The following is a 26,345-nucleotide window of genomic DNA, read 5'->3' as shown; positions in this document are numbered from 1 at the left end:
GGGCATGGGGCATGGGGCGTTGGGCATCAGCTAAGATTGTGAACAGTCAACAATCAACAGTCAACAGTGAACCGTGAACGGTGAACAAATAACTTAATTTATGCGCTTAAAATCCCTTGATGTTTTTCGCGGAATTGCGATCGCCTCGATGATTCTAGTCAACAACCCCGGTAGTTGGGAACAGGTGTATCCGCCGTTAGATCACGCAGAATGGCACGGCTGCACGCCCACAGACTTGGTATTTCCGTTTTTCCTGTTCATCGTGGGCTGCGCGATGTCTTTCTCGCTGTCAAAATATACTGAAACTACTACAAAAATAGAAACAAATATCTATTGGCGAATTGCGCGCCGCGCGGCGATTTTATTTATATTAGGATTACTGCTAAATACATCTTCGATCGCCCTTGACGTACTTCTCAACAGCGCCCCAGTGGAAAACTTCGGTAAAATCCGCATCATGGGAGTATTGCAGCGCATCGGCTTAGCATATTTCATCAGTGCGATCGCCATTCTCAACCTTTCCCCCCGCAATCAAAAACTGCTCGCTGTTGCGGTGCTTTTGGGCTATTGGGGCGCATTAACCGTATTTGCTGTAGGGGGGTACAGCGCCGGCGAACTCACGCCAGAAGGAAATTTAGGTGGATATATCGATCGGCTAATTCTCGGCAGCCAACACCTGTACAAAGGCGGCCCCTTCGATCCTGAAGGATTGTTGAGCACATTACCCGCAGTTGTAACAGTCCTCATCGGCTACTTTACAGGGGAATGGTTGCGCGTGCAGCCAATTAAAACCCGCACCAGTATCAACTTAGCAATCTGCGGCCTCAGTTGCGTGATTATCGGCCATTTGTGGGGATTTTTATTTCCGATAAACAAACAACTGTGGACGAGTTCCTATGTAGTTTTTACCGCAGGTTGGGCGTTGCTATTGCTAGCAGCTTGCTACGAAACAATAGAAGTGCGGAATTGGAAATGGGGGCGGCCGTTTGAAATCATGGGAGTGAATGCTATTTTCCTGTTTGTTGCTTCCGGGATTGTCGCCAGAATATTGTTGAAAACTCATATTGGTAGCGGCAAAACTGCTCCAACCACTTACACTTGGATTTATGAAAACTGGTTTGTGCCGTGGGCCGGGCTGCTGAACGGTTCTCTAGCATTTGCCGTGACAGCGGTATTGTGTTGGTGGTTGATTTTGTATGGAATGTACCGCCGAGGTTGGCAGATTAAAATTTGAGTAGTCAAAAATAAGTAATATCAATTCCGGTTGCACTCATACCGGAATTGTTGAGTGTTGACTGTTGACTGTTGAGTGTTGACTCGATTTTATTATTCCGATGCAACCGGAAACGATATAAGCCTACCTAAAAAAACAGAATAACCAGATACCCCAGATACCCGAATGCCCCAAGAAGTCGGGTATAGCAATCCTAAATGATTGTCTGTAGGGACTAAGGCTAAGCCGTCTCCCGGACACGGCATCTTGAGTGTCCCGGAGGATGGATTTTGGGGAAATCACATTTATGTTCGCCGCACGTGATAATGATTTAGGATTGCTATATCTATAGCATTTCTCACTCTCGATTAGGTATAGATCGATAGATCCCGCAATCCTTCAATCCCCCACTCTAAAATCTAAAATCTAAAATCTAAGCCTGTACCTCACCTTTTTGAGAAAGGCTATAATAGCTAGTCGATCTTGACATCAACCGACTTGGGCGGTTAACGTTGGAAAAAAATGTTTCAATGTTGTAAGGGAGAGAGCCATGAACGACTTTTTAGATAGCTTGATCTGTCGCCAGACATTTGATACGCAGGCTTTGATGAATTCTCACCCACCCAAATTTTACGACCCTAACAAGCAGATAGTTTATGATATTTGTTGTCCGCCTGGATGCACTCATCGGGGTCAATTAGCATTTTCCCGATGGTACGCAATGCCTTTTCCAGAATATCTTTCTCCTCTGGAACATCAGACAGATATTTCTGAGCGAAAGGCATACTTTGGGTACGAGCCATCCCAAGATAGCACTGAGATGGAGTGGTATCTCAATTTTGCTCATTACGATCTTTTTTGTGCTTATGGTGGTTCGCTATTTGCCCAAGACGAAATGCAGGTAGCTGAACATCCAGCACTCAGTTCACTGCGAGAAGCTTTACTAGATTCCAACATTAAGCCATTAACAGTGGAGAGTCAACAACCCACCCCGATCCTGATTCGTGGGGTGGAACGGAGGTGTGCGATCGCTACCGATCGCAATTCAGGACAGGGGCGACCTTTTGGTCTTTACGGCAATAACTTTGGACGAGCGACATCAGATGCGATCGCACAAGCGACAAAACCTCTAAACCCGCCTACAATTACAAACATCATTGCGATAGAAGCTCCTTCCTATGGCGAGGGTTCTTATAGCATTGCACAAATTGAATACATTCTTAAAACAGCATTCACTGGATTTTATGCAGCACGAATTGAGTCACAGTTAGAGTCGGCTCAAACACCAACTTTGATTATTCATACAGGCTTCTGGGGATGCGGAGCTTACGGTGGTAATCGTGTCTTGATGGCTCTTTTGCAACTGTTGTCCGCTCGTCTCAGTCAAGTGAATCGTCTAGTCTTTCATACCAGCGATACTACGGGAAGTCAGGATTTGGCAACTGCTCAACAAATACTCGATCGGGATTTAGTACCTGATGATTCACCGGTTAAAGTTTCAGATTTGGTAGAAAAGATTCATAGGATGGAATTCCAGTGGGGATTTAGCGATGGAAACTAAGAGGATATTCGAGCCAAGTTATAGCTGGAGTAACAACCTTTTCTTTGCAATACGCAGCTACACTTTTTCCTGAGAGTGAGGAAATCCCACCCGTTCAAGTTTCGACTAGGGACTCGATCGCGCCTCAACCCCGCCCAGGTCAAGGATTTTGCCGATTTCTAGATCGCCCCCCTCTCAACCGCTCGCTATAAAGGAACCCAAATCGCTAAAATAAAAAAAAGATACGTAATAGGCAGGCTGGCGTCAATGATCCCAACAGTTATAGAACAATCCGGTCGCGGCGAACGCGCCTTTGACATTTACTCGCGACTCCTGCGCGATCGCATCATCTTCTTGGGCCAACAGGTTGACTCCGACTTAGCCAACTTGATCGTTGCCCAATTGCTATTTTTAGACGCAGAAGATCCAGAGAAAGACATTTACCTCTATATCAACTCCCCTGGGGGTTCGGTATCAGCAGGTATGGGCATTTTTGACACAATGAACCACATCCGCCCCGACATTTGCACCATTTGTCTCGGTTTGGCAGCCAGCATGGGCGCTTTTCTGTTGAGTGCCGGCGCTAAAGGCAAGCGGATGAGTTTGCCTCACTCCCGGATCATGATCCACCAACCTCTCGGTGGAGCTCAAGGACAAGCAACGGATATTGAAATTCAGGCAAAAGAGATTTTGTATCACAAACAGCGCCTGAATCAGTTTTTGGCAGATCATACCGGTCAGCCGCTTTCGCGCATTGAAGAAGATACGGAACGGGATTTCTTCATGTCCGCCGATGAAGCTAAGGACTACGGTTTGGTGGATCAAGTGATCGATCGCCGTCCTTCGGCCAGCCGCCCGATCGCCGCTGTGGTGTAACTTGCAAGTTAAAAATCAAAAATGGGAAAATATTCTGCATTTTTGATTTTTAATTTTTAACGTTCAAAAGTACCTCTTTAATGGATAAACGGGTGCGTCGAAACCGGGTTTTTTACCCGAATCTTTGGTTCTCAACCTTAATATCTGTAAAAAACCCGGTTTCTTTAATCCTGGATAAACGGGTGCGTCGAAACCGGGTTTTTTACCCAAATCTTTGGTTCTCAACCTTAATATCTGTAAAAAACCCGGTTTCTTTAATCCTGGATAAAAGGGTGCGTCGAAACCGGGTTTTTTACCCAAATCTTTGGTTCTCAACCTTAATATCTGTAAAAAACCCGGTTTCTTTAATCTAATAGCCTCCAGCGCCTTGTTTAGTTTCCGAATTCCTAGGGTAAAGATTCGAGATATTGCAGGAAATCGAGCAGTTGTTCTGGGTTTAATAAATGCCGCGCTGCTTTCTCATAAGCTTGTTTGAGATAATCTTTTCCTTGGCTGGCAGTCCAGCTTAACCGCTTGATTTCGTCAGTGGTTCTGCTGTAAATTTCCAGATATTCTAGGAAATCTGCCAACTGTTCGCTAGAAAGCTCTCTTTGCGACGACTTGTCATAAAGTTGTTGGAGACAGTCGGTTTCCGTTGTTTTATTCCATCGCTGGCGTTTGAGGATGCCGTCTATGTTGGCGATCGTATCAGAATCGTCCTCGATCGCATCACTGGGAATTCCCACTGCGATCGGTTGCAATTCCCTAATTTCAGCAGCACCCTGCGACAGTTCGCTGATTTGGGCCGGCGCTACCGACAGTTCGTCCATCGGTTCCCCGTAGCTGGAAGAAAGCCAAGCATCCGAGTCTATCTGCTTCGGTACAAATCCAGCCGCCGGAACTCGATCGACCGCAGGCGGTTCCGGTTCCGCTACAGGTGCGATCGGCTCTGCATTTAATTTAGATTCAGTATTGACAAAATTGCTTTGATGTGGTATGTCAACTTTTTCGGCAACAGGCATTTCTAAAACAGGAAGAGGAGCAAGGGCCGGCCCAGGCGCAGCAGCAACGGTCGGCGGAGGCGGCACTGGCACCGGCACCTCCGCCTCCGCACCAAGGGTCGGCGGAGGTGGCACGGGCGCAGGCGAAACGGCAACAACAGCAGCGGGTTCGGAAAATCCGAGGACGGCGATCGCCCGCGATCGGGCGCGGTCTTCAGCACCCTCAACAGACTCAGCAGCCGACATACCCGTAGCGAGAGTTTTACCGTCAACCTGAACCAGACAGCGAACCACAAACTTACCGTGATGAATAGTCAGCAACTCACAGATTAACTGTCCAGTGGGATAAAGGGCGCGAAATTGAGCAAACATAATTTTTTGACCCCGAAACCAGAAGGGGGCTGATGACTTCAGTTTAGTACAACCCACAGAAAACAATTTTCTGAAAGCACCTATTCAACATACAATAAATAAAAGGTGAATCATCAGCGCAACCTTTCACCCGACTAAACCCTATCCCACATCCTGCCGTTTAAGCTAGCAAGCAGCGGGTATGAAACAGCAACTAAGCAAAAGTAGTAAAGTCTCCGGTTTTGTGTACCTTGCACTTTCTACAGCACAGATTGCTCCAGACCCGCTGGTTGTACCTCTGTCCGCAAGGACAGAGCGCTTGCAAAAAACAGGGCATTTCTTGCGGTAAGCAACTAGCAATTTTGCCCGATCGCCAGTAAAATCTTTGGCTTTAGCAAAAGGCAAAAGGCACTTCAAAAGCAAGAAGAAAGCAGGAACAAGGCAGACGGAAAAATGCAGGAGGCCCAAATGCAAATTTTCTCCTCTCCAAATCCATCTCCCCATCCCCGACTCAACCCGTCGCTTTCAGCATCGAGTCATCTTTTAAGAACCGACAGGGGCTTTCTACTTATTAGCGAAGAATTAGGCGCTGCCAGCCAAAAGCCAAGGAACCAACGCTAAAAACTTGTATTGGGGAATAGGGTGCGGGGCCTTTGTCTGCACCGCCATCGGTCAGTTGCAGACAAACAGCAGACAATTAGCGACTGCCGGTGTCGGGAAAAAATCTGAAAAAATCCCTGGCTGCAGGTAGCACCGACTGTGCTGGCATCTCCACCTACTAACCCGCGCATTTGTTGGGAAGCAGGCACAGCGAGGGTAAGAAAGGGTGCGGCTGATTTCGCCAAAATTTAGACTAATTGCTGGAAACAAGAGGATCGATCGCTACATGGAATTTTCTATCGCTGCACTGCTGGCAAATTTTACAGAAGACAAATTAGTGGCTCCCAAAGCATTAGAGAAAAAACTCGATTGCAACGACGCCACCAGTCAACTCAAACTTCAAATCGCATTAGAAGCTCTAGAGAAAATTGGCATATTAGTCAAAGACAAAGGCCGCTACCGCCGAGTAGCTGAAGACGACGTAGTAGAAGCAAAACTCCGCTGTTCGAGCAAAGGATTTTGTTTCGCAATTCAAGATGCCGAAGGCTCAGAAGACGTTTACGTGCGAGAAAGTCACCTCTCGACAGCTTGGAATGGCGATCGAGTATTAGTCAAAATCATCAAAGAAGGCAGCCGCCGCCGATCGCCCGAAGGCGAAGTCATGCTGATCCTCGAACGCGCCAACCCCTCGGTACTGGCGCGAGTCAAGCAAACCGCCACCCCCACCGGCCGCGTCAGCTACAGAGCAATTCCCCTGGACGATCGCCTGTTGTTTGAACTAGACTTGCTCGCCAACGGCACAAACCTCCAAGAGGCGATCGACCATTTAGTACACGTCGAAGTCAAACGCTACCCCCTCGGCACCCATCGGCCAGTCGGCAAAGTAGTACAGGTACTCGGTTCCGACGCCGAAGCAGCAGACGACCTCGACATCGTATGCTGCAAACACGACTTGCCGCGCTCCTTCCCCGCCGCCGTCATCAAAGCAGCCGAAAACTTGCCCAGCAAACTCAAAAAAACCGACATCAAAAAACGGTTAGATTTGCGGAACAGCCTGACAGTCACCTTTAGCAAAAACGAAGAAGGAGAAACCAACACCCAAAACGAAACCCCTCAAGTTCCAGAGGAAAATTTCTCCGAGGGAACAGCCGAAAACGAGATCGAAAACGAATTCGACCCGACCTCATTTTTGTGCGATCCGCCAATCGAACGCGCACTGTCGATCGAAACCCTCAAGTCCGGCGGCTGGCAAGTAGCAATCCACATCGCCGACGCAGCCGAGTACGTGCAGCCAGAAACCCCCCTAGACCGCGAAGCCCGCAAACGAGGCACCAGCGCCCATCTCGGAGAAAAAATCATCCCCGTACAGCCGCAAATCCTCAACGATCGCTGCTCGCTGCAACCAGACACCGAACGGCTGGCCTTCAGCATACTGCTGACCCTAGACGAATCGGGAGAACTCACAGAATACGAAATTCAAACCAGCGTCATTCATATTGACTACCAGCTCAGCTACGAACAAGCTCAAGCAATTATCGAACCAGACTCCGATGCCGAAGATAACCCTTTATCCTCCGCCCTCCGTCCTTTCCTAGATCAAATCAGGGCTGCTTCACAGGCTGCCAGACAGGCGAGACTCCAGCGGGGAGCTTTTGAACTAAATTTGCCGGATGCTAACTCTCACTTCGACGACGAAGGCGAATTAGGAGCTTTTACAACGGCTACCCCCGCCCAGTCGGCGGTCTCCGAATTGGTTGTACTCGCCAACCAAGCTGTCGCCACCCACCTGCAAGCCTTGGGAGTCCCAGCAATCTATCGCGTCCAGCCGATGCCAGACCCTGCGGACATTCAAGAGTTCATCAAACTCTCCAACAACCTCGGAGGCGAACTGTATCTCGAAAACGAAGAAGAAGTTCTGCCCTTGGACTTCCAGCGATTTACCCAGCAATTTGCCGACCTCAAGTCAGAAAGAGTTCTCACCTACCTGCTGGAAGACACCATGAAGCCGGCTGTTTACAGCACAACTCCCAAGCCGCACTTCGGTTTAGCGCTGCAAGACGGTTACACGCGCTGTACTTCCCCGCTTTCCCGCTACGCCGATTTGCTGGTGCTGCGGGTGTTGCAAGCGGTGTTCGAGCAAGGCCGCAGCAGCCGCACAACTCGGGCTAAGGAAAAAGTCAACCTGCACCATTCCTCCTGTCACGGTCAAATTACTTGGAACGTTCTCCCCCCAGATTTGCACCACGAATTTGAGACAGAGTTTGCAGCGGCGGTGGTACATCTGACGGAACGCGAAAGGGTTGCGGAAGATGCCGAAAGCGATTTGCAGGGGTTGAAGAAAACCGGATTGATGAAAGAGCGCACCGGTCAAACTTTCCAGGGTTTGATTACAGGGGTGCAGTCTTACGGTTTCTTTGTGGAAATTGAGGTGCGGCCGCCGGAGAGCGAACTGTTGCGAGTGGAAGGATTGGTGCACGTTTCTTCGCTGAAGGATGATTGGTATGAATATCGATCGCGCCAGCAAACTCTAGTTGGTCGCAAAAACCGCAATCAGTACCGTTTGGGCGATCGGGTAGAAGTTCAAGTCAAAAGCGTTGACTACTACCGCCAGCAAATTGATTTAGTTGCTGTTGGCGGCGGTAGTCAAGCTTTTGATGATGAGGAATAGAAGAAAGAAGGAAGAAGAAAGAAGGAAGTACGTCCGCTTCTTTTGTAGCGGATTTAACGGATGTAACGGATGTAAGTCCGTCGGAAGAAGGAAGAAGAAAGAAGGAAGAAGGAAGAAAGAAGAAGGTAAGAAAATTACTTTTTTGCTAGTCATAATAAAAAAGTAATTACTGATGATTTTCTAATTTCTTTTTTGCCAATTACTTCTGACTTTCTTATTCTTTTTTCCCAAGTCTCTAAAGTCCGGTCAATTCACTACGAATCAGGACAGGGCATTGCCGTGTCCCTACTACGAATCAGGACACGGCACTGCCGTGTCCCTACAAACTTCTTCTCTATTCCTGCTTGCTTCTGCCCTAAAACTTATGCCTTAAAAATAATGACAAATAACTACCCGCTAATTGTAGGAGTGACTGGAGCATCGGGACTGATTTACGCGGTGCGAACATTAAAATATCTCTTGGAAGCCGATCGCGCCGTGGAACTGGTAGCATCAAAATCTACCTACATGGTTTGGCAAAGCGAACAGAACATCCGAATGCCCGCAGAACCGACACTTCAAGAAGAATTCTGGCGGGAAAAAGCAGGAGTCCCCAATTCTGGCAAACTTCGCTGCCATCCGTGGCAAGATGTTGGTGCTAATATTGCTAGCGGCTCCTTTCGCACCCAAGGAATGATGATTATTCCCTGTAGCATGAGTACACTAGGCAAGTTAGCGGCCGGATTGAGCTCGGATTTGCTCGAAAGAGCGGCCGACGTTCAGCTTAAGGAAGGGAGAAAATTGGTACTTGTACCTAGAGAAACTCCTTTTAGCTTGATTCACCTGCGAAATTTGACTACCTTAGCCGAAGCAGGGGCTAGAATTGTGCCAGCGATTCCCGCTTGGTATCACAATCCTCAAACTATTGAAGATTTGGTAGACTTTGTAGTGGCTCGCGCTTTAGACCAGTTAGGAATTGATTGCGTTCCTCTCAAACGCTGGAAGGAAGAAGAAGGGAGTCAGTAGTCAGTAGTCATTAGTCATTAGTCATTAGTCAACAGTTAGTTGTTAATTGTTAGTTGTTAATTGTTAGTCGTTAGTCAACATCCAACAGTCGTTAGTTATTCCCCAATTCCCAATTCCCAATTCCCAATTCCCAATTCCCAATTCCCAATTCCCAATTCCCAATTCCCAATTCCCAATTCCCAATTCCCAATTCCCAATAACAACTAACCAACAACGAATAACCAATAACCAATAACCAATAACCAACAACCACTAACCACTAAACAACAACCAATAACCAATAACCAATAACCAATATTATTGATATGCGTCCTATATTATTGCTAGTAATTGTGGTAGGGCTAACTATTTTTGCCTTGCAAAATGTGGAGCCGGTTTTATCGCTGGTATTTCTGGGAATTCGATCGCCCGCATTGCCTTTATCTATCTGGATTTTGCTCGGCATGGCGGCGGGTGCTGTCACGTCTTTATTTGTTTCTGGTATGCTGGCTTTTTCCAATTACCTATCTCAAAGGGAAAACCGCACCGGCCGCGACATTCCCAGCCGTGATGCTGTCTCAGCAGACAGGAGAACAGCTTACGCCGCGCCTCCCCCTCCCAGAAAACAGGAGATTGACCCGGATTTTGATACGGAAAATAGCCAAACTTCCTATCAAACTCAGTACGGGACACCGGCGGGTTACAGCGCCCGGACTTTTCAGCAAGAAACTCCGAACCCAGTTGGGGCGAAGGATTACGCTCAACCGGAGACTTATCCGGCGACAGACGATGAGGATGATTGGGTTTCTGATGGCTCAAAATCCGGTTCTGACGGCAGCGATGATGATTGGGGGGACGATCGCGATTTTGCCGATCGACCGCAGGTAAATGACGTTGCAGGGGCAAATCCGAGGGATTACGAAACGAAACAGGAACCGAAAAGCCAGTCTTGGGCTGGGTCGGTATACTCTTACGGCTATCGAGATCCGAATCAATCTGGGGTGGGGAAAACTGAGTCTATCTACGATGCGGAGTATCGGGTGGTGGTTCCACCGCAAGACACCATACTTCAATCGGGTGACGCGAAATTACCTCAAAATCCTAGTGCAGAATCAGAGGAGGATTGGGGATTGGATGAGGATGATGTATTTGATGAGGACTCGCCACCCAGCGGCGGGCCGATTAACTTGAAAAAATAGTCAAATAAAAATAGGGAGGATTTGTGCGGTGGATTTGTTGAGGGGGGTTAATGTCTATCTCGTCGGGATGATGGGTTCGGGAAAAACGACGGTGGGGCGGATTTTAGCAAGGGAATTAAAATACCGTTTTTTTGATACTGATGAGCTCATTGTTCGAGTTGCGAATCAGTCAATTGCTGAGATTTTCGATCGCGAAGGGGAAGAGGCTTTTCGGGAATTAGAAGCTAAGGTGCTCGCCGAATTGTCTGCTTATAAAAATTCGATCGTGGCTACGGGCGGCGGCATTGTGACGCGACCGACAAATTGGGGTCATTTGCACTACGGTATAGTGGTGTGGCTGGATGTACCTGTAGATAGATTGTGCGATCGACTGCGATCGGACATCACTCGCCCCCTACTGCGGGAGGGCGATCTCAAATCTAAGCTGCAAAACATTTTCAACGAACGAGAGCGTTTCTACGCTGGAGCAGATGTCCGAGTTTCCACCAGTGGAGGCGAAAAGCCTGAAGAAGTGGCCCGTCGCGCGATCGAGGAAATCAAAAAAATTATCAAACCCGAAACAAAACCCGATATCAATTGATACATTCAGAAACCTGGTTTATGGGAAAACAATCAGGTTTCTGAGGACTTTTGAATACCGTAAAAATACTGATTTTTGTCTGATTGTGTCCGTTTAACCGCAGAATGTTTGGGAATAAAGCGGATTTGAGCGGATGTGGGGCTTAAGTTTTATGGGGCTTGAAGATGTGGTGATGGGAGACTTTGTGCAAAAACTCATGGCAGACTCATCTAATGGCTTAAAGTCAGTTATTAATACGAGTTTCCCAAAAGAATGCAACTGTTCGCAATCTTCAAAACCTTATATCATCACACACTATCAATCTTGAATGCTAAAATGGTGTGAGTTGTGCCAAAAAATAAAATGGCCCCACCGCGGTCGGGCTGTAGGGCGCAAGGACAGTTAAACGCTAACCTAATTATCGGAAAATTTAGCATCAATGCTATCCTCCTATGTGACGATTTCACGATCGTCCATTCACTCATCAATTTTCCCGTATCAAAAAATGTAACCTGAACTCGATCGACTTCAACTTGTCCTATTCTAAAAATAATACCTCATGCATTCTGACGAGCAGCTCCCGAAAGCTGCTTTTTTATTGAGCAAAAATCGGTCATAGAGAATCTGTAGGTGATATCCTAGGGCGATCTGCGATCGTAACAAAAACTGATCGCGCGTGCGGACTCGCATTCCGCCGCACTACGAAGCGACCGGACACAACATCGCGAAGATGGAAAACTGCTATAATTGCGCCGATGGGGCGATCGGTCAGAGGTAAGGTTTGGAAAAAACCAGAGCTATATTTCTTCAAGGGCGATCGCATATTTTTCGGCTAAATATCCGCTGCCAATTGTAGAATTTGGTTGGGTGAATTTCCCCTTCCCGATTAAGGTAATACAATCTGGCCTGTTTTTGCCAAAAATTCTATTCCCCCACCCAACCCCAAACCACTCATAGAAACAGCAGTTAATATCACAAAAGTCCGCCATCTGTGGTGGCCAAACAATTGAATATCTAATCTTGCCAAAGCTCCTGCTGAAATTAAGATCAAACCAGTCACAAAAAGGTGCAGCCAAGTGAAAACTATAACTGCCAAAAGAGCTCCTACAATAATCGAAATAAAAGCTCCAGCATCACTCGAAATCCACCGCATAATAAATCTTTTTGTGCTCTTGAGCGGGAAGGACAAAGCGATAGCTAACACTAAAACAGCGGCTACGGCAAAAAACCAAGTCAGGTGCGGGGGAACATCAAACTCAGATAATTTCCAGCCAAAAATGAAATAGGTAACAAAAAGTAGGGTTAGGGAAAGCGAATAGTTTTTTTTCATGTTGATGAAAAGATTAGGGAAACCATGCAAAAAAGATGACCCCGCCCAAAAACGGAACTCCCCGACAGGACTAACGGTCGGTTCCCAAATTTTAGACTAAAGTTCAAGTTTCCACATCGCAAGCTGCAAGAAAATCTCTTATTCTTCAATTCTTCAATTCTGCTATCGACTTGCACCGAGAAGTTCGCCGCCGCCCTAGAGGTTAGTAGAAATAGCTTGCACCGGACAAGTAGGGATGCACTGTTCGCAAACAATACAGCGCGATCGAGCAAAGGTTAGTTTAAAGCTTTCTGGGTCTAGGGTCAAGGCTTGCGTGGGGCATACCCCGGTGCACAGGCCGCAGTGAACGCAGATATCTTCATCTATAAGGATTTCCCTGCTGGCGAGGGAAACTCCGATATTTTGCGATCGCATCCAGTCGATCGCCGCTTCTAGTTGGTCGATGTCCCCCGATAACTCTAGCACCAGTTTGCCCACTTGATTCGGAGCCACCTGAGCGCGGATAATGTTGGCTGCAACATTAAAATCCTTTGCCAGTCGGTAGGTGACAGGCATTTGGATCGATCGTTGGGGAAACGTCAGCGTTACCCGTTTTTTCACTTTTACCTCGGTAATCTACAAACACAATCTTTCTTATATTATGTTTGAGCGCACGTAATTTAATTATTGGTATCAGGCAAATTTTATCTCAATTTTAGCAGAGAATCTCAAAATGTGGTAAAATTTGAAGCGGTTATTAAAAAAAACATAAAAATAACATCGCTCTTTATTTTATGAATCTCAATTCTCCAAACTCAACTGCTGCTAACGAACCAAAAAATTCCGACATGACCACCGCCGCGCGCGTCAGAAACTTATTGATAGTGTTAGCAGCGATCGCCCTGTCAGTATCTGTATTGTTGGGATTGCGAACTCAAGCGCCATCAAGTAGTCTCACCGAAATGGCAAAAACATCCGTACCGCTGGAAACAGCCTTAACAAACGGCAAGCCAACATTCATGGAATTTTATGCTGATTGGTGCGGTAGCTGTCAGGCAATGGCAAGCGATTTGAGCACAATCAAAGACAAATATGCCGAACCGATGAATTTTGTCATGCTGAATGTAGACAACACTAAATGGCTACCAGAAATCACCAAATATCGAGTAGACGGCATACCGCACTTTGTCTATTTGAATGATAAAGGCAGCAGAGTTGCTGAAACGATCGGCGAAATGCCGCGCAGTATTATGGAAGCTAATTTAGAAGCTTTGATTGCCGGAAAACCCCTGCCTCACGCTAAAGCAACAGGTCAAGTTTCTGATTTTACTCCCCCCACAGGGCCAGTGAAAACAAGTAGCTCCGACCCCCGCACCCACGGCAGTCAAGTGCAGTAGTTAGCAGTCATTAGTCATTAGTCATTGGTCAATTGGTAGGGGCGGTGTCCCCGTGCCCGCCCTCTTAGTTGTCCGCAGTCATTAGCCATTAGTCATCAGCAGTAGATACCCTAGGGTGCGGATCCATCAACAATCTGATTGGGAAGCTCGAAAATCTCGCAGCGACGCACCATACAAGGGCGGGTTTGAAAACAACAATCACAGCCTGAGACAAATAATGTCTTGACACTCCCCCACCCAAGGGTAAATCGCAACTGCTTTCGGATAAAACAGTCGATCGCAACTTTAGCAAATCTTGATTGCGGGCGATCGACTACCTCTCAAGAAATATTTAAAAAATTTTATTGAGAAATTATTAAAATTTATTATAATTGCAAAATGCGAAGTCTAAATACTCGATCGTTCCCGATCAAAAATAAAGCTCGATACAAATAATTTGATTGCAATCCCCCCGACTCATTCCTTCGCAGACTGACTGATATCGTTTCCGGTTGCATCGGAATAATAATAAAATCGAGTCAACAGTCAACAGTCAACAGTCAGTAGGGGCGGTGGATGGTGCGGGCGGGCCCTCTTAACCGTCAACCGTCAACCGTCACCTGAAGGTGCAACCGGAATTGATATGACGCAGTAAATTCAAATCTAAAACCTAAAATCAAATGAGCGCCGATAAACCCGGATTCAGCATCAGCAGCCTCTCAATCCGCCGCCACATCGGCACCCTCATGCTGACGCTGGCAATTATAATCGTAGGTCTTTTCTACATCACCCAACTGCCCGTTGACTTGCTACCCTCCATCACCTATCCCCGCATCGGCGTGCGCCTAGACGCCCCCGGAATCTCCCCAGAAGTTGCAGTTGACGAAGTAACCCGCCCCCTCGAACAAGGACTTTCCGCCACCGAAGGAGTCATCCAAATTTTCTCCCGCACCCGCGAAGGACAAGTCAGCGTCGATTTATTCTTCAAGCCTGGGGGCAACATTGACCAAGCCCTCAACGATGCCACCGCCGCCGTCAACCGCATCCGCAACCGACTTCCCGACAATGTGGAAGCCCCCCGGCTGTTCAAAGCTGACCCTTCCCAGCAGCCTGTTTACGAATTTGCCCTCACTTCCAACTCCCTGCAAGGAGTTGATTTGCGCGTATTTGCCGACGAAGAATTATCCCGAGAATTAAACGTAATTCCCGGAGTAGCATCAGTTGACGTTGCCGGCGGCGTACAAGAAGAAATTCAAGTAAATATTGATTTAAATCGCTTGCAATCTTTAGGCGTTAGTATTTCCGATGTTTTAAACGCCCTCGAAGCCCGCAATCTCGATACATCCGGCGGGCGGCTGCGACAAGAATCGGCGGAACCTTTAACCCGTACCGTCGGACGATTTCGGAATGCGAAAGAAATTCAAGAAATTTCCTTTCAAATATCTGGTTCCACTCCGCCCAAACGAGTTTTTTTGAGAGATTTTGCCAAAGTAATTGACGGGACCGAAGAAGAACGAGTTAAAGTATTTCTCAATCAAAAACCCGCCGTCAAAATCAGCATTCAAAAACAGCCGGACGCAAACACAATTACAGTCGTAGATGGCATAAAAAAGAAACTCGAAGAATTAAAAGAATCAGGATTGATTACCGAAAGTACCACAATCATCACTACTTCAGATGAGTCTAAATTCATCCGAGATTCTATCAGCAACGTCATATTTTCAGGTTTGACTGGGGCTGCTTTAGCTGGTGCATCAGTTTTGTTGTTCCTCGCTTCCCTGCGCCAGACTTTTATTATTGTCTTGGCAATTCCCCTCGCAACTTTAATGGCGATTATCCTGATGGGGCTTTTTCACCTGTCTCTGAATATCTTTAGTTTAGGAGGTTTGGCGCTCGGTGTGGGCATTGTGGTTGATAACTCGATCGTGATGTTGGAAAATATTGTCGAAGGAACCAGCAATCATAAAAACCAGCGATTGACTAAAAAACAGTTGATCCAGCAAGCAGAAAATAGCAGCCAAGAATTAGAATCAGCTTTATTTGCCTCCACTATTACTAACTTAGTTGCGGTACTACCATTTTTGCTGATCGGCGGCTTAGTTTCCCTGCTGTTTAACGAGCTAATTCTCACTATCACTTTTTCCGTCGCCGCGTCTTTGATTGTCGGATTGACTGTTGTACCGATGATGGCTTCTCGACTGCTAGCCTTGCCGGTATCCAGCGGTTTAAACAACTTTTGGCTGCTGCAAGGGTTCAACCGAGCTTTTACCAATGCTACCGCCGGTTACGGGAAATTTTTATCGGGAATAGTGCGGTGGCGGTTAATTGTAGTTGTACTGGCGATTGTTATATTAGGCGGCGGTAGTTGGCAGATGGCCGGTCAAATTCCCCAGGAAATCTTGCCTCAAATTAGTACCGGTCAAGCGAGATTATTTGCTTTGTTTCCCGCAGGTACTAATTTAGAAACCAATCAAAAAGTGATGGCGGAAGTCGATCAAATTCTACTCAGTCAGCCTGAAACTGAATACACTTTGACTACGGTAGGCGGACTGTTGTTTGGCACTAATACGAGCGAGAATTTGCTGCGCGGCGGCAGTAATATTACACTAAAATCGGGCAGCAATACCTTAGCTTTTGTGGAAAGAGTTAATCAAGAATTGAAGAAAGTTAAGGTTCCTAAAAGAACTCGGTTGCGACTGATTCCTGAAAATGTGCGGGGCTTGGTTTTGACTAATTCTCCCGTGCGGGGTGCGGAAGTTGATGTTCTGCTTCAGGGCGAAAATGAGCAGGTATTGCTAGAAGCTGGCCGCGACATTTTGGAAACTTTGGAAGAGAAGGTAAAGTTAGCCAGCTTTCGCCCGGATACCGATCCGCCGCAACCGGAAGTGCAGATTCGCCCCAATTGGGAACAAGCGGAAATCTACGGGTTGAATGCGAGGCAAATTGGAGAAACTATTCAGACGGCAATTCAAGGTGCTATTCCCACGCAGTTGCAGCGGGGAAACCGTTTGGTTGATGTGCGGGTACAGTTCGATCGCAATTCTATCCAGTCAATTTCTGAACTCAAGTTTATCCCTTTAACTGCGAGGAATAATGCTCGCATCCGCTTGGGCGACGTGGCGAGTATTGAGGTGGGAAAAGCACCGGGAGAAATTCAAAGACTCAACCAGCGCCAAGTTTTCTTGATTGCTGGGAATATTAATAAGGGTGCGAGTTTGGGGGATGCTTTGAAACAAGTCAATGCTGTTTTGGCGGACATCAAATTGCCGCCGGGAGTGCGGGTGATTCCTAGTTCGGCGGCGGAAACTAACCGGGAATTGCAAACTTCGCTGAAGATTTTGGGTGGGTTGGCGGCGTTTTTGGTATTTGTGGTGATGGCGGTGCAGTACAATTCGCTTGTCGATCCGCTGGTGATTATGTTGACGGTGCCGCTGGCTTTGGCTGGGGGGATTTTGGGGCTGTATGTGACTAAAACTGCGATCGGCGCGACGGTGATTTTGGGGGCGATTTTGCTGGTGGGAATTGTGGTAAATAATGCGATTATTATGGTGGAATTGGCGAATCAAATTCTGGAAGACGAAAAGGTCGATCGCGCCACGGCAATTCTCATGGCTGCACCTCAACGTTTGCGTCCAATTTTGATGACAACTATCACCACAGTTTTGGGTTTGTTTCCCCTAGCTTTGGGAATTGGAGAAGGTTCTGAGTTTTTGCAACCTTTGGGGGTTGTGGTGTTTTCCGGTTTGTCGCTGGCGACGCTGCTGACTCTGTTTATCATTCCGTGTTTTTACATTTTGCTGCACGATTTCTTCGGGATGTTTGCAGGGAAGAAGAAACCGCAGGCGGTTGCTATTCCCGTGCAGAAGGCGGCAAGAAAGAATGCGAATTTGTAAAATGTCCAGCGGTTGAAACCGCGTCTACACAAACGATGTCGGCCTGCGCCGACTAAAAAATAAAGATAGTCTCAAACCCGGATTTAGTATCGGTCAATATTCTTTGACTCCCCCAAAAAATCCCGACTGACACACCCTACGAGAATTAGTGCGTTTGACATCATAGACTTTTTGTAGTACAATACGTAGTATGCAATAACTGGCAAAAGAAACCTCAACCAAAATGCCCTACGAAAAATTAGAAATATCAGCCCCAAAACCCGTGCTATCTTGGGCAAATCACGCCCTGGGCGAAAAAGAAACCAAGATGGCCGCCAATGTCGCATCTTTGCCCTTTGTATTCAAACACGTAGCACTAATGCCCGACGTACATTTAGGAAAAGGTGCTTTAGTCGGTTCAGTAATTGCCACAAAAGAAGCGATTGTTCCGGCTGCTGTGGGCGTTGATATTGGTTGCGGGATGGCTGCCATTAAAATGCCTTTCACCGCCAACAAATTAGAAGGCAAACTCAAACAAATTCGCCTCGATATCGAAGCAGCAATTCCCGTCGGATTTGCTGAAAACAAAGAAGTGGAAAAATCTGTCACCAACTGGCAGAAATGGAGCGATTTCAAGGAACTTCATCAAGGCGTGCAGCACCAAGATAATAAAGCTTTAAAACAGTTAGGTTCCCTGGGCGGCGGCAATCATTTTATTGAGGTTTGCGTTGATACGGAAAACTTTGTTTGGCTGATGCTGCATTCCGGTTCTCGCGGCATTGGGAATTTGCTCGCACAGCAGCATATCGAGACGGCGAAAGATTTAGCTAAACTGGCAGAAATTAATCTGGCTGACAAAGATTTGGCTTATTTTGTGGCGGGTACGCCGGAGTTTGCGGCTTACTGGCACGATTTGCAGTGGGCGCAAGATTATGCTCGTTTTAATCGCGATGTGATGATGAATCGGTTTAAGCGAATTGTGGAAAAGCACGTCGGGGGCGGCAAATCTGTTAAGCCGTTATTAGAGGTGAATTGCCACCACAATTATGCGGAAAAAGAGGTGCATTTTGGGGAAGATGTGTATGTTACTCGCAAGGGTGCTGTGCGGGCGGATGTTGAGGATTACGGGATTATTCCGGGTTCGATGGGGGCGAAGTCTTTTATTGTTAAAGGGAAGGGAAATGTTGAAAGTTACTGCAGTTGCAGTCACGGTGCGGGGCGGTTGATGTCTCGCACTAAGGCGAAAAATGTATTTACTCTTGATGATTTTGTGCGGCAGACTGACGGGGTTGAGTGTCGCAAAGATGAGCAATTTTTAGATGAAATTCCGGGGGCTTATAAGTCCATTGAGGAAGTGATGAGTCAGCAGTCGGATTTGGTGGAGGTTGTGGCGACTCTCAAGCAAGTGGTTTGCGTTAAGGGGTGACAGAAATTGGTTTATATCAATTCCGGTTGTGCCGTCAGTTGACAGTTGACAGTTGACAGTTGACTGTTGATTGTTGACAGTTGACAGTTGACTGTTGACTGTTGACTGTTGACTGTTGACTGTTGACTGTTAACTGTTGACTGTTGACTCGATTTTATTATTACTATGCAACGGGAAACGATATGATTTGTACTTGAGTTAGGTGAAAAGTTGTGTATGGGAAGATGGGGGAAATCAAGTTGCTTTCGATTTCCTCCTGTTGACAAATGCTTTGTTTTGTGAGGCTATTTCCTAACAAGCCATCTGCTTCCACTCAATTTCTAGCAAGCGCATCAATCTTTCGTCGCCTTTGGCTTTGGCTACTTGCTGTCGGCGATCGAGAATACTGCAAATATGCCTCCGCTGGACTTGCGCCACTTCCGCAACTGTTGGGGAAGATTGAACCGCCGCTATGGCGCTAGCTGCTGCGACATCCCGCAGGGCTTGAACCTCTTGCTTTGTGTTAGAGTTTGCGCCCCCGTATTTTTGGGGGACGGGAATGTGTCTGGGATACCGATAGTTCCAGTCTTGACCCCTATATTTGCCTGCGGCTTGGCCTTCAATCATATCGACTGTGGAAATGTCGTATTCGTAGTTTGCGCCGCGATAAGTGAGTTGCATATTTTTCGATCCTTATATTCAGATAAAAAGAGCAGTCAGGTCTGGTGGGATTTTTGTACGTAAAAATTTTTTACTTTCTGTATTCAATTATACGGTTCTTTAAGAAAAATGCGTTAATTTACATAAATTAATATTGTGAAACCCAAAGAGCAGGAAAAAACCCGCAACAGCGGGTTTAATCGAGCTTTTGAGTCCTTCGACGGACATCAAGAGCAAAACTGCTGCGGTTGGGAAGAACTACCCGACTGTCACTTGATCCGTTTGGACTGCTGTCGCGCCCTCTTCTGCAGAGGCGATCGCCACTAACTTGTCGAGAATTTCCTGACTGGGAACTTGACCTTTGAGAACAACCGTGCTGCTGAGCTGAGCAACCCACACCGTCTCGATATCAGCAACTTCTGAATCGCCGTCAAAAGCCAAAGCTACCCGCTTCGCTAAGCCACTTTCGTCAAAATTTCCGTCTGGGCCGACTTTAGCAGGAGCGATGGATTGCGATTGGGCTGCTTGCTGTACTACTTGTGCCATCGGTTCAGCCTGGGGTGCAGGCTTTTCGAGTCCGAACAGTCTTTTAAACCAACCCATAGTAGTCTCCTGAAAATACACTTTTTACAAAGATAGCTCTAGAATTGCCAAAGACCTCGTAATTGTTGCAAAACTCAGCGAAATTTATCAAAAATTTTTCCCGGCAGAATTTCAAAATCTGGTAAGTGCTCGAAGATCCGGGTTTTGATAGCGCTGGCTCAAATGGTTCGTAAAATATGTATGGGTAGTGCTAAGAGTGCCTAGCCCCAAGGATCGGAGCTCTTCACGGGGGATTGTCCCTACAAAAATCACACAACAGATGCGAGGATTGCTATATTTAGCCGAACTTGAGATCCTATTGTTCGGGGCCAAGGCTGTTCGTCCTCGCTACAAACTCGACATATAATATTGTTCCGCTTCCAACCAATTTAGTTTAAGCAAGGAATCATTTCCAACTAGAAACTTGACACTAGGCTTAATTGCTTTCACGCCCAAAGCGCCAATAATCTGTGCAGCTACAGCTTTCGCTAATAGCGGCGGTACAGAATTTCCGACTTGGCGGAAACCGTGCCATTTGGTGACGTGAAATCTAAACCAGTCAGGATAGGAATGCAGCCGCGCAGCTTCTCTGACTGTAATGCACCGAGGGACGATCGGGTGAATCGGCCTTGGCGAAGTATAAGCGCCCCTCTCCCTGTCGGTTCCAGCCCTGAGAGTGTTGCAAACTCCGTCGGGGTGCAGCTTGTAAAAGCGGCTGATCGGCTCTTTTTCGCCGTAGGCTGCGGCTGCAAATCTTTCCATACATTCGAGAGAATGTTTTGTGCGCCGACTCGAAGAGAGGATTTGTCGATCGTACTGGCGATCGTAACCATAATCATTTTCAAAATCATCGAATCCGCGCAAAAAACTCGCGTAATCGCTGCTGCAATTTCCGTACTCTGCTACTACCCAATCTCGGTGCAGCAACTCGCTATACTTTTCCACTTCCGGCAAATCTCCAATCGCATCCCAAACAGTCGGAACAGCAGGTAAATTAATTTTTTTATAGCGTTTGGGAAGTTTCTTTTTCGGCAGCATAGTAGTTGGCTGAGGATATTTTGGCAGCTCAAAGTCTTTTTTGCACCCAATCAAAAACAATCGTTTGCGAGCTTGCGGCACTCCGTAGTGAGCGGCATTAAGAACTTGATAATTTTCTTCTACTTGATATCCCGATTCCCCAAAAGAGCTAATTAAAAGATTCAGAAGTTCCTTGTGTTGGCCGGCCACAATTCCCGGCACATTTTCCATGACAAAAAACTTTGGTTTCAATTCCAAAACTAAGCGTAAAAAGTGAAAAATCAGAGAATTTCGCGGGTCATCCACGTCGCGCTTTCCCATCAGCGAGAATCCTTGACAGGGCGAACCGCTAATTACTACGTCTATCTCCCGCTTGCCGATCGCAGATTTGTTCCTAATTTCCGCTCCTGTTAGCTGTGCGACATCTTTGCACAAAATAGAACACATCGGGAAATTAAACTCGTGTGTAGCGCAGTGAATTGGGTCAATTTCGACGGAAGCAAGTACATCAAAACCTGCTTGTTCAAAGCCGAGAGTCATGCCGCCCGCGCCTGCAAATAAATCAACAGCGATCGGTCGCTTTTTCCGATTGCTTGACATAACATTTCAATTATAAAATTGCTTTAATTTGCTGTATTTAATTTAACATTTTTCATGATTTCGGCAGCCGCGCGATCGCACGCGCCGACATCTCCGAGACTTTCGCGCATTTGGCGATAGCCCGCTTTTGTTTCCTGGCGTCGATCGGCATTTTGCAGCAATTCCAGTGCGTGTTTGACGATATTTTCCACAGTAGCATCGTCTTGCAGCAACTCCGGGACGATCGGCTTCATTTCCACCAAATTCGGCGGAGACATAAAAGGAATCGAAAATTTCAGTACGTGGCGAGCAATCATCGCCGTAATCCGACTGACGCGGTAGACGACAACTTGCGGAACATCGAGCAAAGCCAGCTCCAAATTAACAGTACCAGATTTAGTAATAGCCATATCGGCAGCCGCCAAAAGTTCCAGAGTTTGATTTTCCAACAAAGTAGCCCGCAAACCGTAATTCTCGATCGCCTCTGCTATTTTACTGCCGAAAGCTGGGTTAGCAAGCGGAATCCAAAAATGAACCTCCGGCAATTGGGCTTGAATAATTCGAGCAGCCTCAAATATAACCGGCATCAGGTACTTGAGTTCCTGCTTTCTAGAAGCCGGAATTAGAGCCACTGACACCTGTTCCGGCCCAATTCCCAAAGTTTTGCGGGCAGCTTCCCGACAGGGCGCAGATTGAATTCTATCCACCAAAGGATGACCTACCCAACTCACTTCGGCTCCTTTTTCCCGATAATAACTAGCTTCCTCGGGGAAAATCGCCAAAATGCGATCGGCAATACTGACAATCAGATTTGTATTGCGAGGAGAAATCGACCAAACCCATTCTTGAGGTGCGATATACCAAACCACGGGCAAATTTGGCAAACAGCGGCGAATGTAGCTACCAATACCGAGATTTGGAGTCAAATAATCAATCAATACAACCACATCCGGGGGAAATTTTTTTAGATATTGTTTAGCTTTTTGCTGAACTTGGATTGTCGGCCAAATATACGGCACTGATTCTATAAGACCCATAGAACCAATACTGACAGTATCGCCTAAAATAGTAGCCCCAGCTTCCGCCATGCGTCCCCCGCCCAAAGCTGTTATTTCTATATCCAAACCAGCGGCGACAGCATGACGTTTTAAGGCAGCAACTAACAAAGCTCCTTGCAAATCGCCAGAAACCTCACCAGTGCTGATAAAAATTTTCATATTTTCAATTAAACTCTGATTTTAAACGGGTAAAATTTGTTGTAACAACTCAGTCACAGCATCATATTGATCTGGCATATTAGCACAGCGCAGGAGTAATTCTAAATCGAGGTCTGGCAGAAATGTACTGCGGGTAATTTGCTCGTAATTTTTACCTCTCAAACAGTATAGAGATAACTGATTGTTTTGCCAAAACCAAACTTCCCGAACTCCCAATCGTTTGTAAAATTCTAAAGTATCTATTCCGCCGCTGGTAATTACCACTTCAATAGCAATATCTGGGACTGTTTTTGGCGCGCCTATATCATAGGAATCATCCGGCTCTTTTCTACCTCCCAACTCTCTGTTACCCAGAGTCGGCCCGCCCTTGCCGTAAAATCGAATCCCGCTTGCTCTCATGTATGCTTCTAGCAGCATACAGAGCGTTTTTTTGATGATTTCCTGTTCCGGGGAGACAGTCATAAGTTGCAGGATGCGATCGAGATAGAAAAATTTTACACCGCCGATATCTTTAAAGGCTGATTCGATCGCTTCAAATTGCTCCCAGCTAACATCTGATAACCTGATGCAGCCATCTTGTTCTGTTTCAAGAAATGTAGATTTGACTGAAGTATATACATTCATAGGGCCAGCATCGCTCTGTGGATAGATTTATTCTAGCCCATTCACTTTTTACCAGGAATCAAACCGCGCCGCCCTTTGCTGACAGACTGCTGCACAAATCTCCGCAGGTGTTGCAAATGAGGATTTTCTGGCAACAAATCCAACTGTTCAAAAGCTTGATTTAGGGTATAGCCAGAATGGTATAAAATCCGAAAAGTTTTCTTCAAAACTAGCAAATCTTCGGGGGTTAAACCGGCGCGTTCGAGGCCTATTTTGTTGATTGCTCGCACTCTCGAAGGATTTCCCTCGACTAGCATATAAGGAGGTACATCTCGATCGATCCTGCTCAAGCCGCCCACCATCGACAAGCGGCCGATGCGGACAAACTGGTGAACGCCCAAAACCCCGCTCAGTCTGGCTTGAGACTCGATTTTGACGTGTCCGGCCAATGCTACGGCATTGGCGATAATTACCTGGTCTCCGAGTTCGCAATTGTGACCGACGTGAACGTAAGCCATCAACAAATTACGATCGCCAATTGTGGTGCTTTCTCCCGCTCCAGTAGCGCGGTTGATTGTCACGTATTCCCGAATCACATTGCTGTCGCCAATTGTTACCCTAGTCAGCGAACCTTCATATTTCAAATCTTGAGGTTCCAGGCCAATCGCCGCACCGGGGAAAATTTGATTGTTAGCACCTATTTCTGTTAGCCCATCGATAATTGCATGAGCGCCAATCTTAGTCTCTGGCCCGATTTTCACTCTTTCCCCAATTACAGCATAAGCGCCCACTTCTACAGTCGGGTGCAGTTCGGCGCGGGGATGAATCACAGCAGTTGGGTGAATCAAAGTAAGCATTTTTCAGTTGTTAGTTGTCCGTTGTCTGTTGTCTGTTGACTGTTGGCTGTTGGCTGTTGGCTGTTGGCTGTTGGCTGTTGGCTGTTATTAGCTACTGATTAGTCATTACCAATGCCCAATGCCCAATTCCCTGTTTGGCCAATTCCCAATTCCCAATTCCCAATTCCCAATTCCCAAATTTAATCTACCATCGAAAACATCAATTCTCCTTCACAAACTTTTTGTCCGTCCACTTCAGCTAGAGCTTGAATTTTTGCGAAGCGGCGGCGTTTTACCCACAGCAATTCTACAGTCATCAGCAAGCGATCGCCCGGTACAACCTGACGCCGGAATTTGACCTTATCAATCCCGGTAAACATCCACAATCCTTGTTCGATGTCGGGTAACTGAGCCAGAACAATACCGCCAACTTGAGCCATTGCTTCAACAATTAATACTCCAGGCATAACCGGCCTTCCGGGAAAGTGCCCTTGAAAATGCGGTTCGTTGAAAGTGACATTTTTAATTCCTACAGCCCGCGATCCCGGCACATAATCGAGAATCTTGTCTACCAGCGCCAGGGGATAGCGGTGAGGCAATATTTTCTGAATTTCTTCGAGGGTAAAAGTAGATTTAACCGCTGGAGAATCTTCACCGTTTTCGGCTGGAACGGATTCAGAATTAGCAGTGTTGAGGGTGTTAACTTCGGTGAGCGTGGACATTACTTGAAAAATTTTGAGTGTGGTATGGGAGTAAGGAAGATGGAAGATGGAAGATGGAAGATGGAAGATGGAAGATGGAAGATGGAAGATGGAAGATGGAAGATGGAAGATGGAAGATGGAAAGAAGGAAGGATTTAGTTATGTCGCCAGAGAAGCAATTCACTGCAATGAATTCAGCAATTAAGAATGTCCTAACTGCCTTGGCAGTTGCTAGATAAACGCAAGGGTTCGCACCTTGGTTTGTGAATTGTAACTGTGACGAATGCTCGAACCTTTTCTAACTTGTCTCTAGCACCGCCAAAGTTTGAGATTTCAGCGTTTGAGCAAGTTGGACGTGCAGGTTGTGACTGGCTTTGTAAGCCAAGTAGTGAGCTTTTGGCCAAGTTCCCAGCAGACTGAGGTCGCCTACTAAGTCTAAGATTTTATGGCGCACCGGTTCGTTGGCAAATCTCAAGGGCGGGTTGAGCCAGCCGGATCGATCGCAAACGAGGGCGTTATCTAGGGTACCACCTTTGATTAAACCTGCTTGTCGCAATTGGTCAACTTGGCGAGCAAGTCCAAAAGTACGGGCTGGGGCGATCGCCGTTGCAAAACTTTCCACCTCTGGCGACCAACTGTACCATTGATTGCCGATCGCCTCTTCCTCAAAATCAATTCCGTAGCTAAACCGAGTTTGGGCCGACGGTAAAGCCGCCACAAAAGCATCCCCGCGACGCACCCAAATCGGCTCGGCGAGGGCGAATGATGCAGTGGGGTATTCTTGGCATTCTTGAGAAACTAAGCCGGTACGGGCGATCGCCTCTACCCAAACCTCTGCAGAACCGTCCAGCAAAGGCAGTTCCGGGCCATCAACCTCAATTCGAGCATTATCTGCTCCCATCCCCGCCAAAGCGCCTAATAAATGCTCTACAGTCCGAATTCGATCGCCCGCAGCATTTGCCAGTTCAGTAGAAAGTGCAGTCTGACAAACCGCCTCAACTTTTGCAGGAATTCTGCGATCGGCCGACAAGTCAATTCTGACAAAATAGCGACCTTCTCCAACAGCAGCAGGCAAAACTCGGACGCGAGTTTGCTCGCCGCTGTGCAAACCAATTCCTGATAGTTCAAATTCAGATTTTAAGGTACTTTGAGTCATTAGTTAGTAGTCAGTAGTCCGTAGTCATTAGTCCGTAGTCATTAGTTAGTAGTCAGTAGTCC

The 26,345-nt window shown here is 46.9% G+C and carries 25 protein-coding genes; 12 read left to right on the top strand and 13 right to left on the bottom strand.

Going from position 1 to position 26,345, the window contains the following annotated elements; genetic code table 11:
• Nucleotides 1-100: 100 nt before the first annotated feature.
• The 3 genes from AACV78_RS11645 to clpP all read left to right on the top strand — a co-directional run bounded on the left by AACV78_RS11645 (nt 101) and on the right by clpP (nt 3,629).
• Nucleotides 101-1,234 carry an acyltransferase family protein gene (locus AACV78_RS11645; RefSeq protein ID WP_194008368.1) on the top strand — a complete coding sequence of 378 codons (1,134 nt, stop codon included), beginning with the start codon at nt 101-103 and terminating at the stop codon, nt 1,232-1,234.
• Between the two features lie 529 nt (nt 1,235-1,763).
• A complete protein-coding gene (locus AACV78_RS11640) occupies nt 1,764-2,774 on the top strand; it encodes a poly(ADP-ribose) glycohydrolase (RefSeq protein WP_194008367.1) in 1,011 nt (336 codons plus the stop codon).
• Between the two features lie 246 nt (nt 2,775-3,020).
• Nucleotides 3,021-3,629: an ATP-dependent Clp endopeptidase proteolytic subunit ClpP gene (gene clpP, locus AACV78_RS11635; RefSeq protein ID WP_194008366.1), complete on the top strand. Its 609-nt coding sequence runs from the start codon at nt 3,021-3,023 to the stop codon at nt 3,627-3,629.
• Nucleotides 3,630-4,015: 386 nt separating this feature from the next.
• Here the strand turns inward: clpP and AACV78_RS11630 are convergent, their stop codons facing one another.
• Complete coding sequence (locus AACV78_RS11630) at nt 4,016-4,981, bottom strand: hypothetical protein (RefSeq protein ID WP_194008365.1); 966 nt, start codon at nt 4,979-4,981, stop codon at nt 4,016-4,018.
• Nucleotides 4,982-5,531: 550 nt separating this feature from the next.
• A complete protein-coding gene (locus AACV78_RS11625) occupies nt 5,532-5,657 on the bottom strand; it encodes a hypothetical protein (protein WP_255513781.1) in 126 nt (41 codons plus the stop codon).
• A gap of 189 nt (nt 5,658-5,846) precedes the next feature.
• Here AACV78_RS11625 and AACV78_RS11620 point away from each other — a divergent pair, with 189 nt between their 5' ends.
• The 3 genes from AACV78_RS11620 (at nt 5,847) to AACV78_RS11610 (ending at nt 9,233) form a co-directional block, all read left to right on the top strand.
• Nucleotides 5,847-8,228, top strand: a complete 2,382-nt coding sequence (locus tag AACV78_RS11620) for a ribonuclease R family protein (protein ID WP_194008364.1) — start codon at nt 5,847-5,849, stop codon at nt 8,226-8,228.
• Nucleotides 8,215-8,394, top strand: a complete 180-nt coding sequence (locus AACV78_RS11615; protein WP_194008363.1) for a hypothetical protein — start codon at nt 8,215-8,217, stop codon at nt 8,392-8,394. The genes AACV78_RS11620 and AACV78_RS11615 overlap by 14 nt, the downstream gene beginning before the upstream one ends.
• 212 nt (nt 8,395-8,606) lie before the next feature.
• On the top strand, nt 8,607-9,233 hold the full coding sequence (locus AACV78_RS11610) for a flavin prenyltransferase UbiX (RefSeq protein WP_194008362.1): 627 nt from the start codon (nt 8,607-8,609) through the stop codon (nt 9,231-9,233).
• Nucleotides 9,234-9,296: 63 nt separating this feature from the next.
• Here the strand turns inward: AACV78_RS11610 and AACV78_RS11605 are convergent, their stop codons facing one another.
• Nucleotides 9,297-9,458: a hypothetical protein gene (locus AACV78_RS11605; protein ID WP_339383588.1), complete on the bottom strand. Its 162-nt coding sequence runs from the start codon at nt 9,456-9,458 to the stop codon at nt 9,297-9,299.
• 80 nt (nt 9,459-9,538) lie between these two features.
• Between AACV78_RS11605 and AACV78_RS11600 the strand changes: the two genes are divergently transcribed.
• On the top strand, nt 9,539-10,411 hold the full coding sequence (locus AACV78_RS11600) for a LapA family protein (RefSeq protein WP_194008360.1): 873 nt from the start codon (nt 9,539-9,541) through the stop codon (nt 10,409-10,411).
• Between the two features lie 28 nt (nt 10,412-10,439).
• Nucleotides 10,440-10,991, top strand: coding sequence for a shikimate kinase (locus AACV78_RS11595; RefSeq protein WP_194008359.1), 552 nt, complete (start codon nt 10,440-10,442; stop codon nt 10,989-10,991).
• An 865-nt stretch (nt 10,992-11,856) separates the two neighbouring features.
• On the opposite strand, the gene AACV78_RS11590 is transcribed toward AACV78_RS11595, so the two are convergent.
• Both AACV78_RS11590 and AACV78_RS11585 read right to left on the bottom strand, forming a co-directional pair.
• A complete protein-coding gene (locus tag AACV78_RS11590; RefSeq protein WP_194008358.1) occupies nt 11,857-12,300 on the bottom strand; it encodes a hypothetical protein in 444 nt (147 codons plus the stop codon).
• A gap of 195 nt (nt 12,301-12,495) precedes the next feature.
• Nucleotides 12,496-12,900, bottom strand: coding sequence for an NIL domain-containing protein (locus AACV78_RS11585; protein WP_193976335.1), 405 nt, complete (start codon nt 12,898-12,900; stop codon nt 12,496-12,498).
• A gap of 173 nt (nt 12,901-13,073) precedes the next feature.
• On the opposite strand from AACV78_RS11585, the gene AACV78_RS11580 reads away from it, so the two are divergent.
• The 3 genes from AACV78_RS11580 (at nt 13,074) to AACV78_RS11570 (ending at nt 18,953) form a co-directional block, all read left to right on the top strand.
• Nucleotides 13,074-13,676: a thioredoxin family protein gene (locus AACV78_RS11580; protein ID WP_194008357.1), complete on the top strand. Its 603-nt coding sequence runs from the start codon at nt 13,074-13,076 to the stop codon at nt 13,674-13,676.
• Nucleotides 13,677-14,335: 659 nt separating this feature from the next.
• Nucleotides 14,336-17,548, top strand: a complete 3,213-nt coding sequence (locus AACV78_RS11575) for an efflux RND transporter permease subunit (RefSeq protein WP_194008356.1) — start codon at nt 14,336-14,338, stop codon at nt 17,546-17,548.
• A 223-nt stretch (nt 17,549-17,771) separates the two neighbouring features.
• Nucleotides 17,772-18,953 (top strand): RtcB family protein, encoded by a 1,182-nt coding sequence (locus AACV78_RS11570; RefSeq protein WP_194008355.1) that lies wholly within the window; start codon nt 17,772-17,774, stop codon nt 18,951-18,953.
• 291 nt (nt 18,954-19,244) lie between these two features.
• Here AACV78_RS11570 and AACV78_RS11565 read toward each other — a convergent pair whose 3' ends face one another.
• The 7 genes from AACV78_RS11565 to fabZ all read right to left on the bottom strand — a co-directional run bounded on the left by AACV78_RS11565 (nt 19,245) and on the right by fabZ (nt 25,148).
• The gene (locus AACV78_RS11565; protein ID WP_194008354.1) at nt 19,245-19,613 is read right to left on the bottom strand and encodes a DUF4278 domain-containing protein; all 369 of its coding nucleotides are present in this window, start codon (nt 19,611-19,613) and stop codon (nt 19,245-19,247) included.
• Nucleotides 19,614-19,850: 237 nt separating this feature from the next.
• On the bottom strand, nt 19,851-20,195 hold the full coding sequence (locus tag AACV78_RS11560) for a BON domain-containing protein (RefSeq protein ID WP_194008353.1): 345 nt from the start codon (nt 20,193-20,195) through the stop codon (nt 19,851-19,853).
• 327 nt (nt 20,196-20,522) lie between these two features.
• Entirely contained in the window at nt 20,523-21,791 is a 1,269-nt protein-coding gene (locus AACV78_RS11555) for a DNA cytosine methyltransferase (protein WP_194008352.1), read from the bottom strand.
• A 23-nt stretch (nt 21,792-21,814) separates the two neighbouring features.
• Nucleotides 21,815-22,987, bottom strand: a complete 1,173-nt coding sequence (gene lpxB, locus AACV78_RS11550; protein ID WP_194008351.1) for a lipid-A-disaccharide synthase — start codon at nt 22,985-22,987, stop codon at nt 21,815-21,817.
• Between the two features lie 21 nt (nt 22,988-23,008).
• Nucleotides 23,009-23,611, bottom strand: coding sequence for a Uma2 family endonuclease (locus tag AACV78_RS11545; RefSeq protein WP_194008350.1), 603 nt, complete (start codon nt 23,609-23,611; stop codon nt 23,009-23,011).
• Between the two features lie 41 nt (nt 23,612-23,652).
• On the bottom strand, nt 23,653-24,447 hold the full coding sequence (gene lpxA / locus AACV78_RS11540) for an acyl-ACP--UDP-N-acetylglucosamine O-acyltransferase (protein WP_194008349.1): 795 nt from the start codon (nt 24,445-24,447) through the stop codon (nt 23,653-23,655).
• Between the two features lie 179 nt (nt 24,448-24,626).
• Nucleotides 24,627-25,148: a 3-hydroxyacyl-ACP dehydratase FabZ gene (gene fabZ / locus AACV78_RS11535; RefSeq protein ID WP_194008348.1), complete on the bottom strand. Its 522-nt coding sequence runs from the start codon at nt 25,146-25,148 to the stop codon at nt 24,627-24,629.
• A gap of 46 nt (nt 25,149-25,194) precedes the next feature.
• On the opposite strand from fabZ, the gene AACV78_RS11530 reads away from it, so the two are divergent.
• Nucleotides 25,195-25,332: a hypothetical protein gene (locus AACV78_RS11530; RefSeq protein ID WP_194008347.1), complete on the top strand. Its 138-nt coding sequence runs from the start codon at nt 25,195-25,197 to the stop codon at nt 25,330-25,332.
• A gap of 93 nt (nt 25,333-25,425) precedes the next feature.
• Here AACV78_RS11530 and lpxC read toward each other — a convergent pair whose 3' ends face one another.
• A complete protein-coding gene (gene lpxC / locus AACV78_RS11525) occupies nt 25,426-26,283 on the bottom strand; it encodes a UDP-3-O-acyl-N-acetylglucosamine deacetylase (RefSeq protein WP_194008346.1) in 858 nt (285 codons plus the stop codon).
• Nucleotides 26,284-26,345: the final 62 nt, after the last annotated feature.

This window comes from Tychonema sp. LEGE 07196 (assembly GCF_963890365.1).
GTDB lineage: Bacteria > Cyanobacteriota > Cyanobacteriia > Cyanobacteriales > Microcoleaceae > Microcoleus.
Note: the sequence above shows the minus strand (reverse complement) of the source record. Positions and strands in the feature narration are given on the sequence as shown.

What these genes read in the sequence shown, in the direction of transcription:
- AACV78_RS11615 (WP_194008363.1), top strand. Translation starts at nt 8,215, where the DNA reads ATGATGAGGAATAGAAGAAAGAAGGAAGAAGAAAGAAGGAAGTACGTC.
- AACV78_RS11590 (WP_194008358.1), bottom strand. Translation starts at nt 12,300, where the DNA reads ATGAAAAAAAACTATTCGCTTTCCCTAACCCTACTTTTTGTTACCTAT.
- AACV78_RS11640 (WP_194008367.1), top strand. Translation starts at nt 1,764, where the DNA reads ATGAACGACTTTTTAGATAGCTTGATCTGTCGCCAGACATTTGATACG.
- lpxA (WP_194008349.1), bottom strand. Translation starts at nt 24,447, where the DNA reads ATGCTTACTTTGATTCACCCAACTGCTGTGATTCATCCCCGCGCCGAA.
- AACV78_RS11565 (WP_194008354.1), bottom strand. Translation starts at nt 19,613, where the DNA reads ATGCAACTCACTTATCGCGGCGCAAACTACGAATACGACATTTCCACA.
- AACV78_RS11580 (WP_194008357.1), top strand. Translation starts at nt 13,074, where the DNA reads ATGAATCTCAATTCTCCAAACTCAACTGCTGCTAACGAACCAAAAAAT.
- AACV78_RS11545 (WP_194008350.1), bottom strand. Translation starts at nt 23,611, where the DNA reads ATGAATGTATATACTTCAGTCAAATCTACATTTCTTGAAACAGAACAA.
- AACV78_RS11645 (WP_194008368.1), top strand. Translation starts at nt 101, where the DNA reads ATGCGCTTAAAATCCCTTGATGTTTTTCGCGGAATTGCGATCGCCTCG.
- AACV78_RS11620 (WP_194008364.1), top strand. Translation starts at nt 5,847, where the DNA reads ATGGAATTTTCTATCGCTGCACTGCTGGCAAATTTTACAGAAGACAAA.
- fabZ (WP_194008348.1), bottom strand. Translation starts at nt 25,148, where the DNA reads ATGTCCACGCTCACCGAAGTTAACACCCTCAACACTGCTAATTCTGAA.
- AACV78_RS11610 (WP_194008362.1), top strand. Translation starts at nt 8,607, where the DNA reads ATGACAAATAACTACCCGCTAATTGTAGGAGTGACTGGAGCATCGGGA.
- AACV78_RS11600 (WP_194008360.1), top strand. Translation starts at nt 9,539, where the DNA reads ATGCGTCCTATATTATTGCTAGTAATTGTGGTAGGGCTAACTATTTTT.
- AACV78_RS11570 (WP_194008355.1), top strand. Translation starts at nt 17,772, where the DNA reads ATGCCCTACGAAAAATTAGAAATATCAGCCCCAAAACCCGTGCTATCT.
- clpP (WP_194008366.1), top strand. Translation starts at nt 3,021, where the DNA reads ATGATCCCAACAGTTATAGAACAATCCGGTCGCGGCGAACGCGCCTTT.
- AACV78_RS11555 (WP_194008352.1), bottom strand. Translation starts at nt 21,791, where the DNA reads ATGTCAAGCAATCGGAAAAAGCGACCGATCGCTGTTGATTTATTTGCA.
- AACV78_RS11630 (WP_194008365.1), bottom strand. Translation starts at nt 4,981, where the DNA reads ATGTTTGCTCAATTTCGCGCCCTTTATCCCACTGGACAGTTAATCTGT.
- AACV78_RS11530 (WP_194008347.1), top strand. Translation starts at nt 25,195, where the DNA reads ATGGAAGATGGAAGATGGAAGATGGAAGATGGAAGATGGAAGATGGAA.
- AACV78_RS11575 (WP_194008356.1), top strand. Translation starts at nt 14,336, where the DNA reads ATGAGCGCCGATAAACCCGGATTCAGCATCAGCAGCCTCTCAATCCGC.
- AACV78_RS11560 (WP_194008353.1), bottom strand. Translation starts at nt 20,195, where the DNA reads ATGGGTTGGTTTAAAAGACTGTTCGGACTCGAAAAGCCTGCACCCCAG.
- lpxB (WP_194008351.1), bottom strand. Translation starts at nt 22,987, where the DNA reads ATGAAAATTTTTATCAGCACTGGTGAGGTTTCTGGCGATTTGCAAGGA.
- lpxC (WP_194008346.1), bottom strand. Translation starts at nt 26,283, where the DNA reads ATGACTCAAAGTACCTTAAAATCTGAATTTGAACTATCAGGAATTGGT.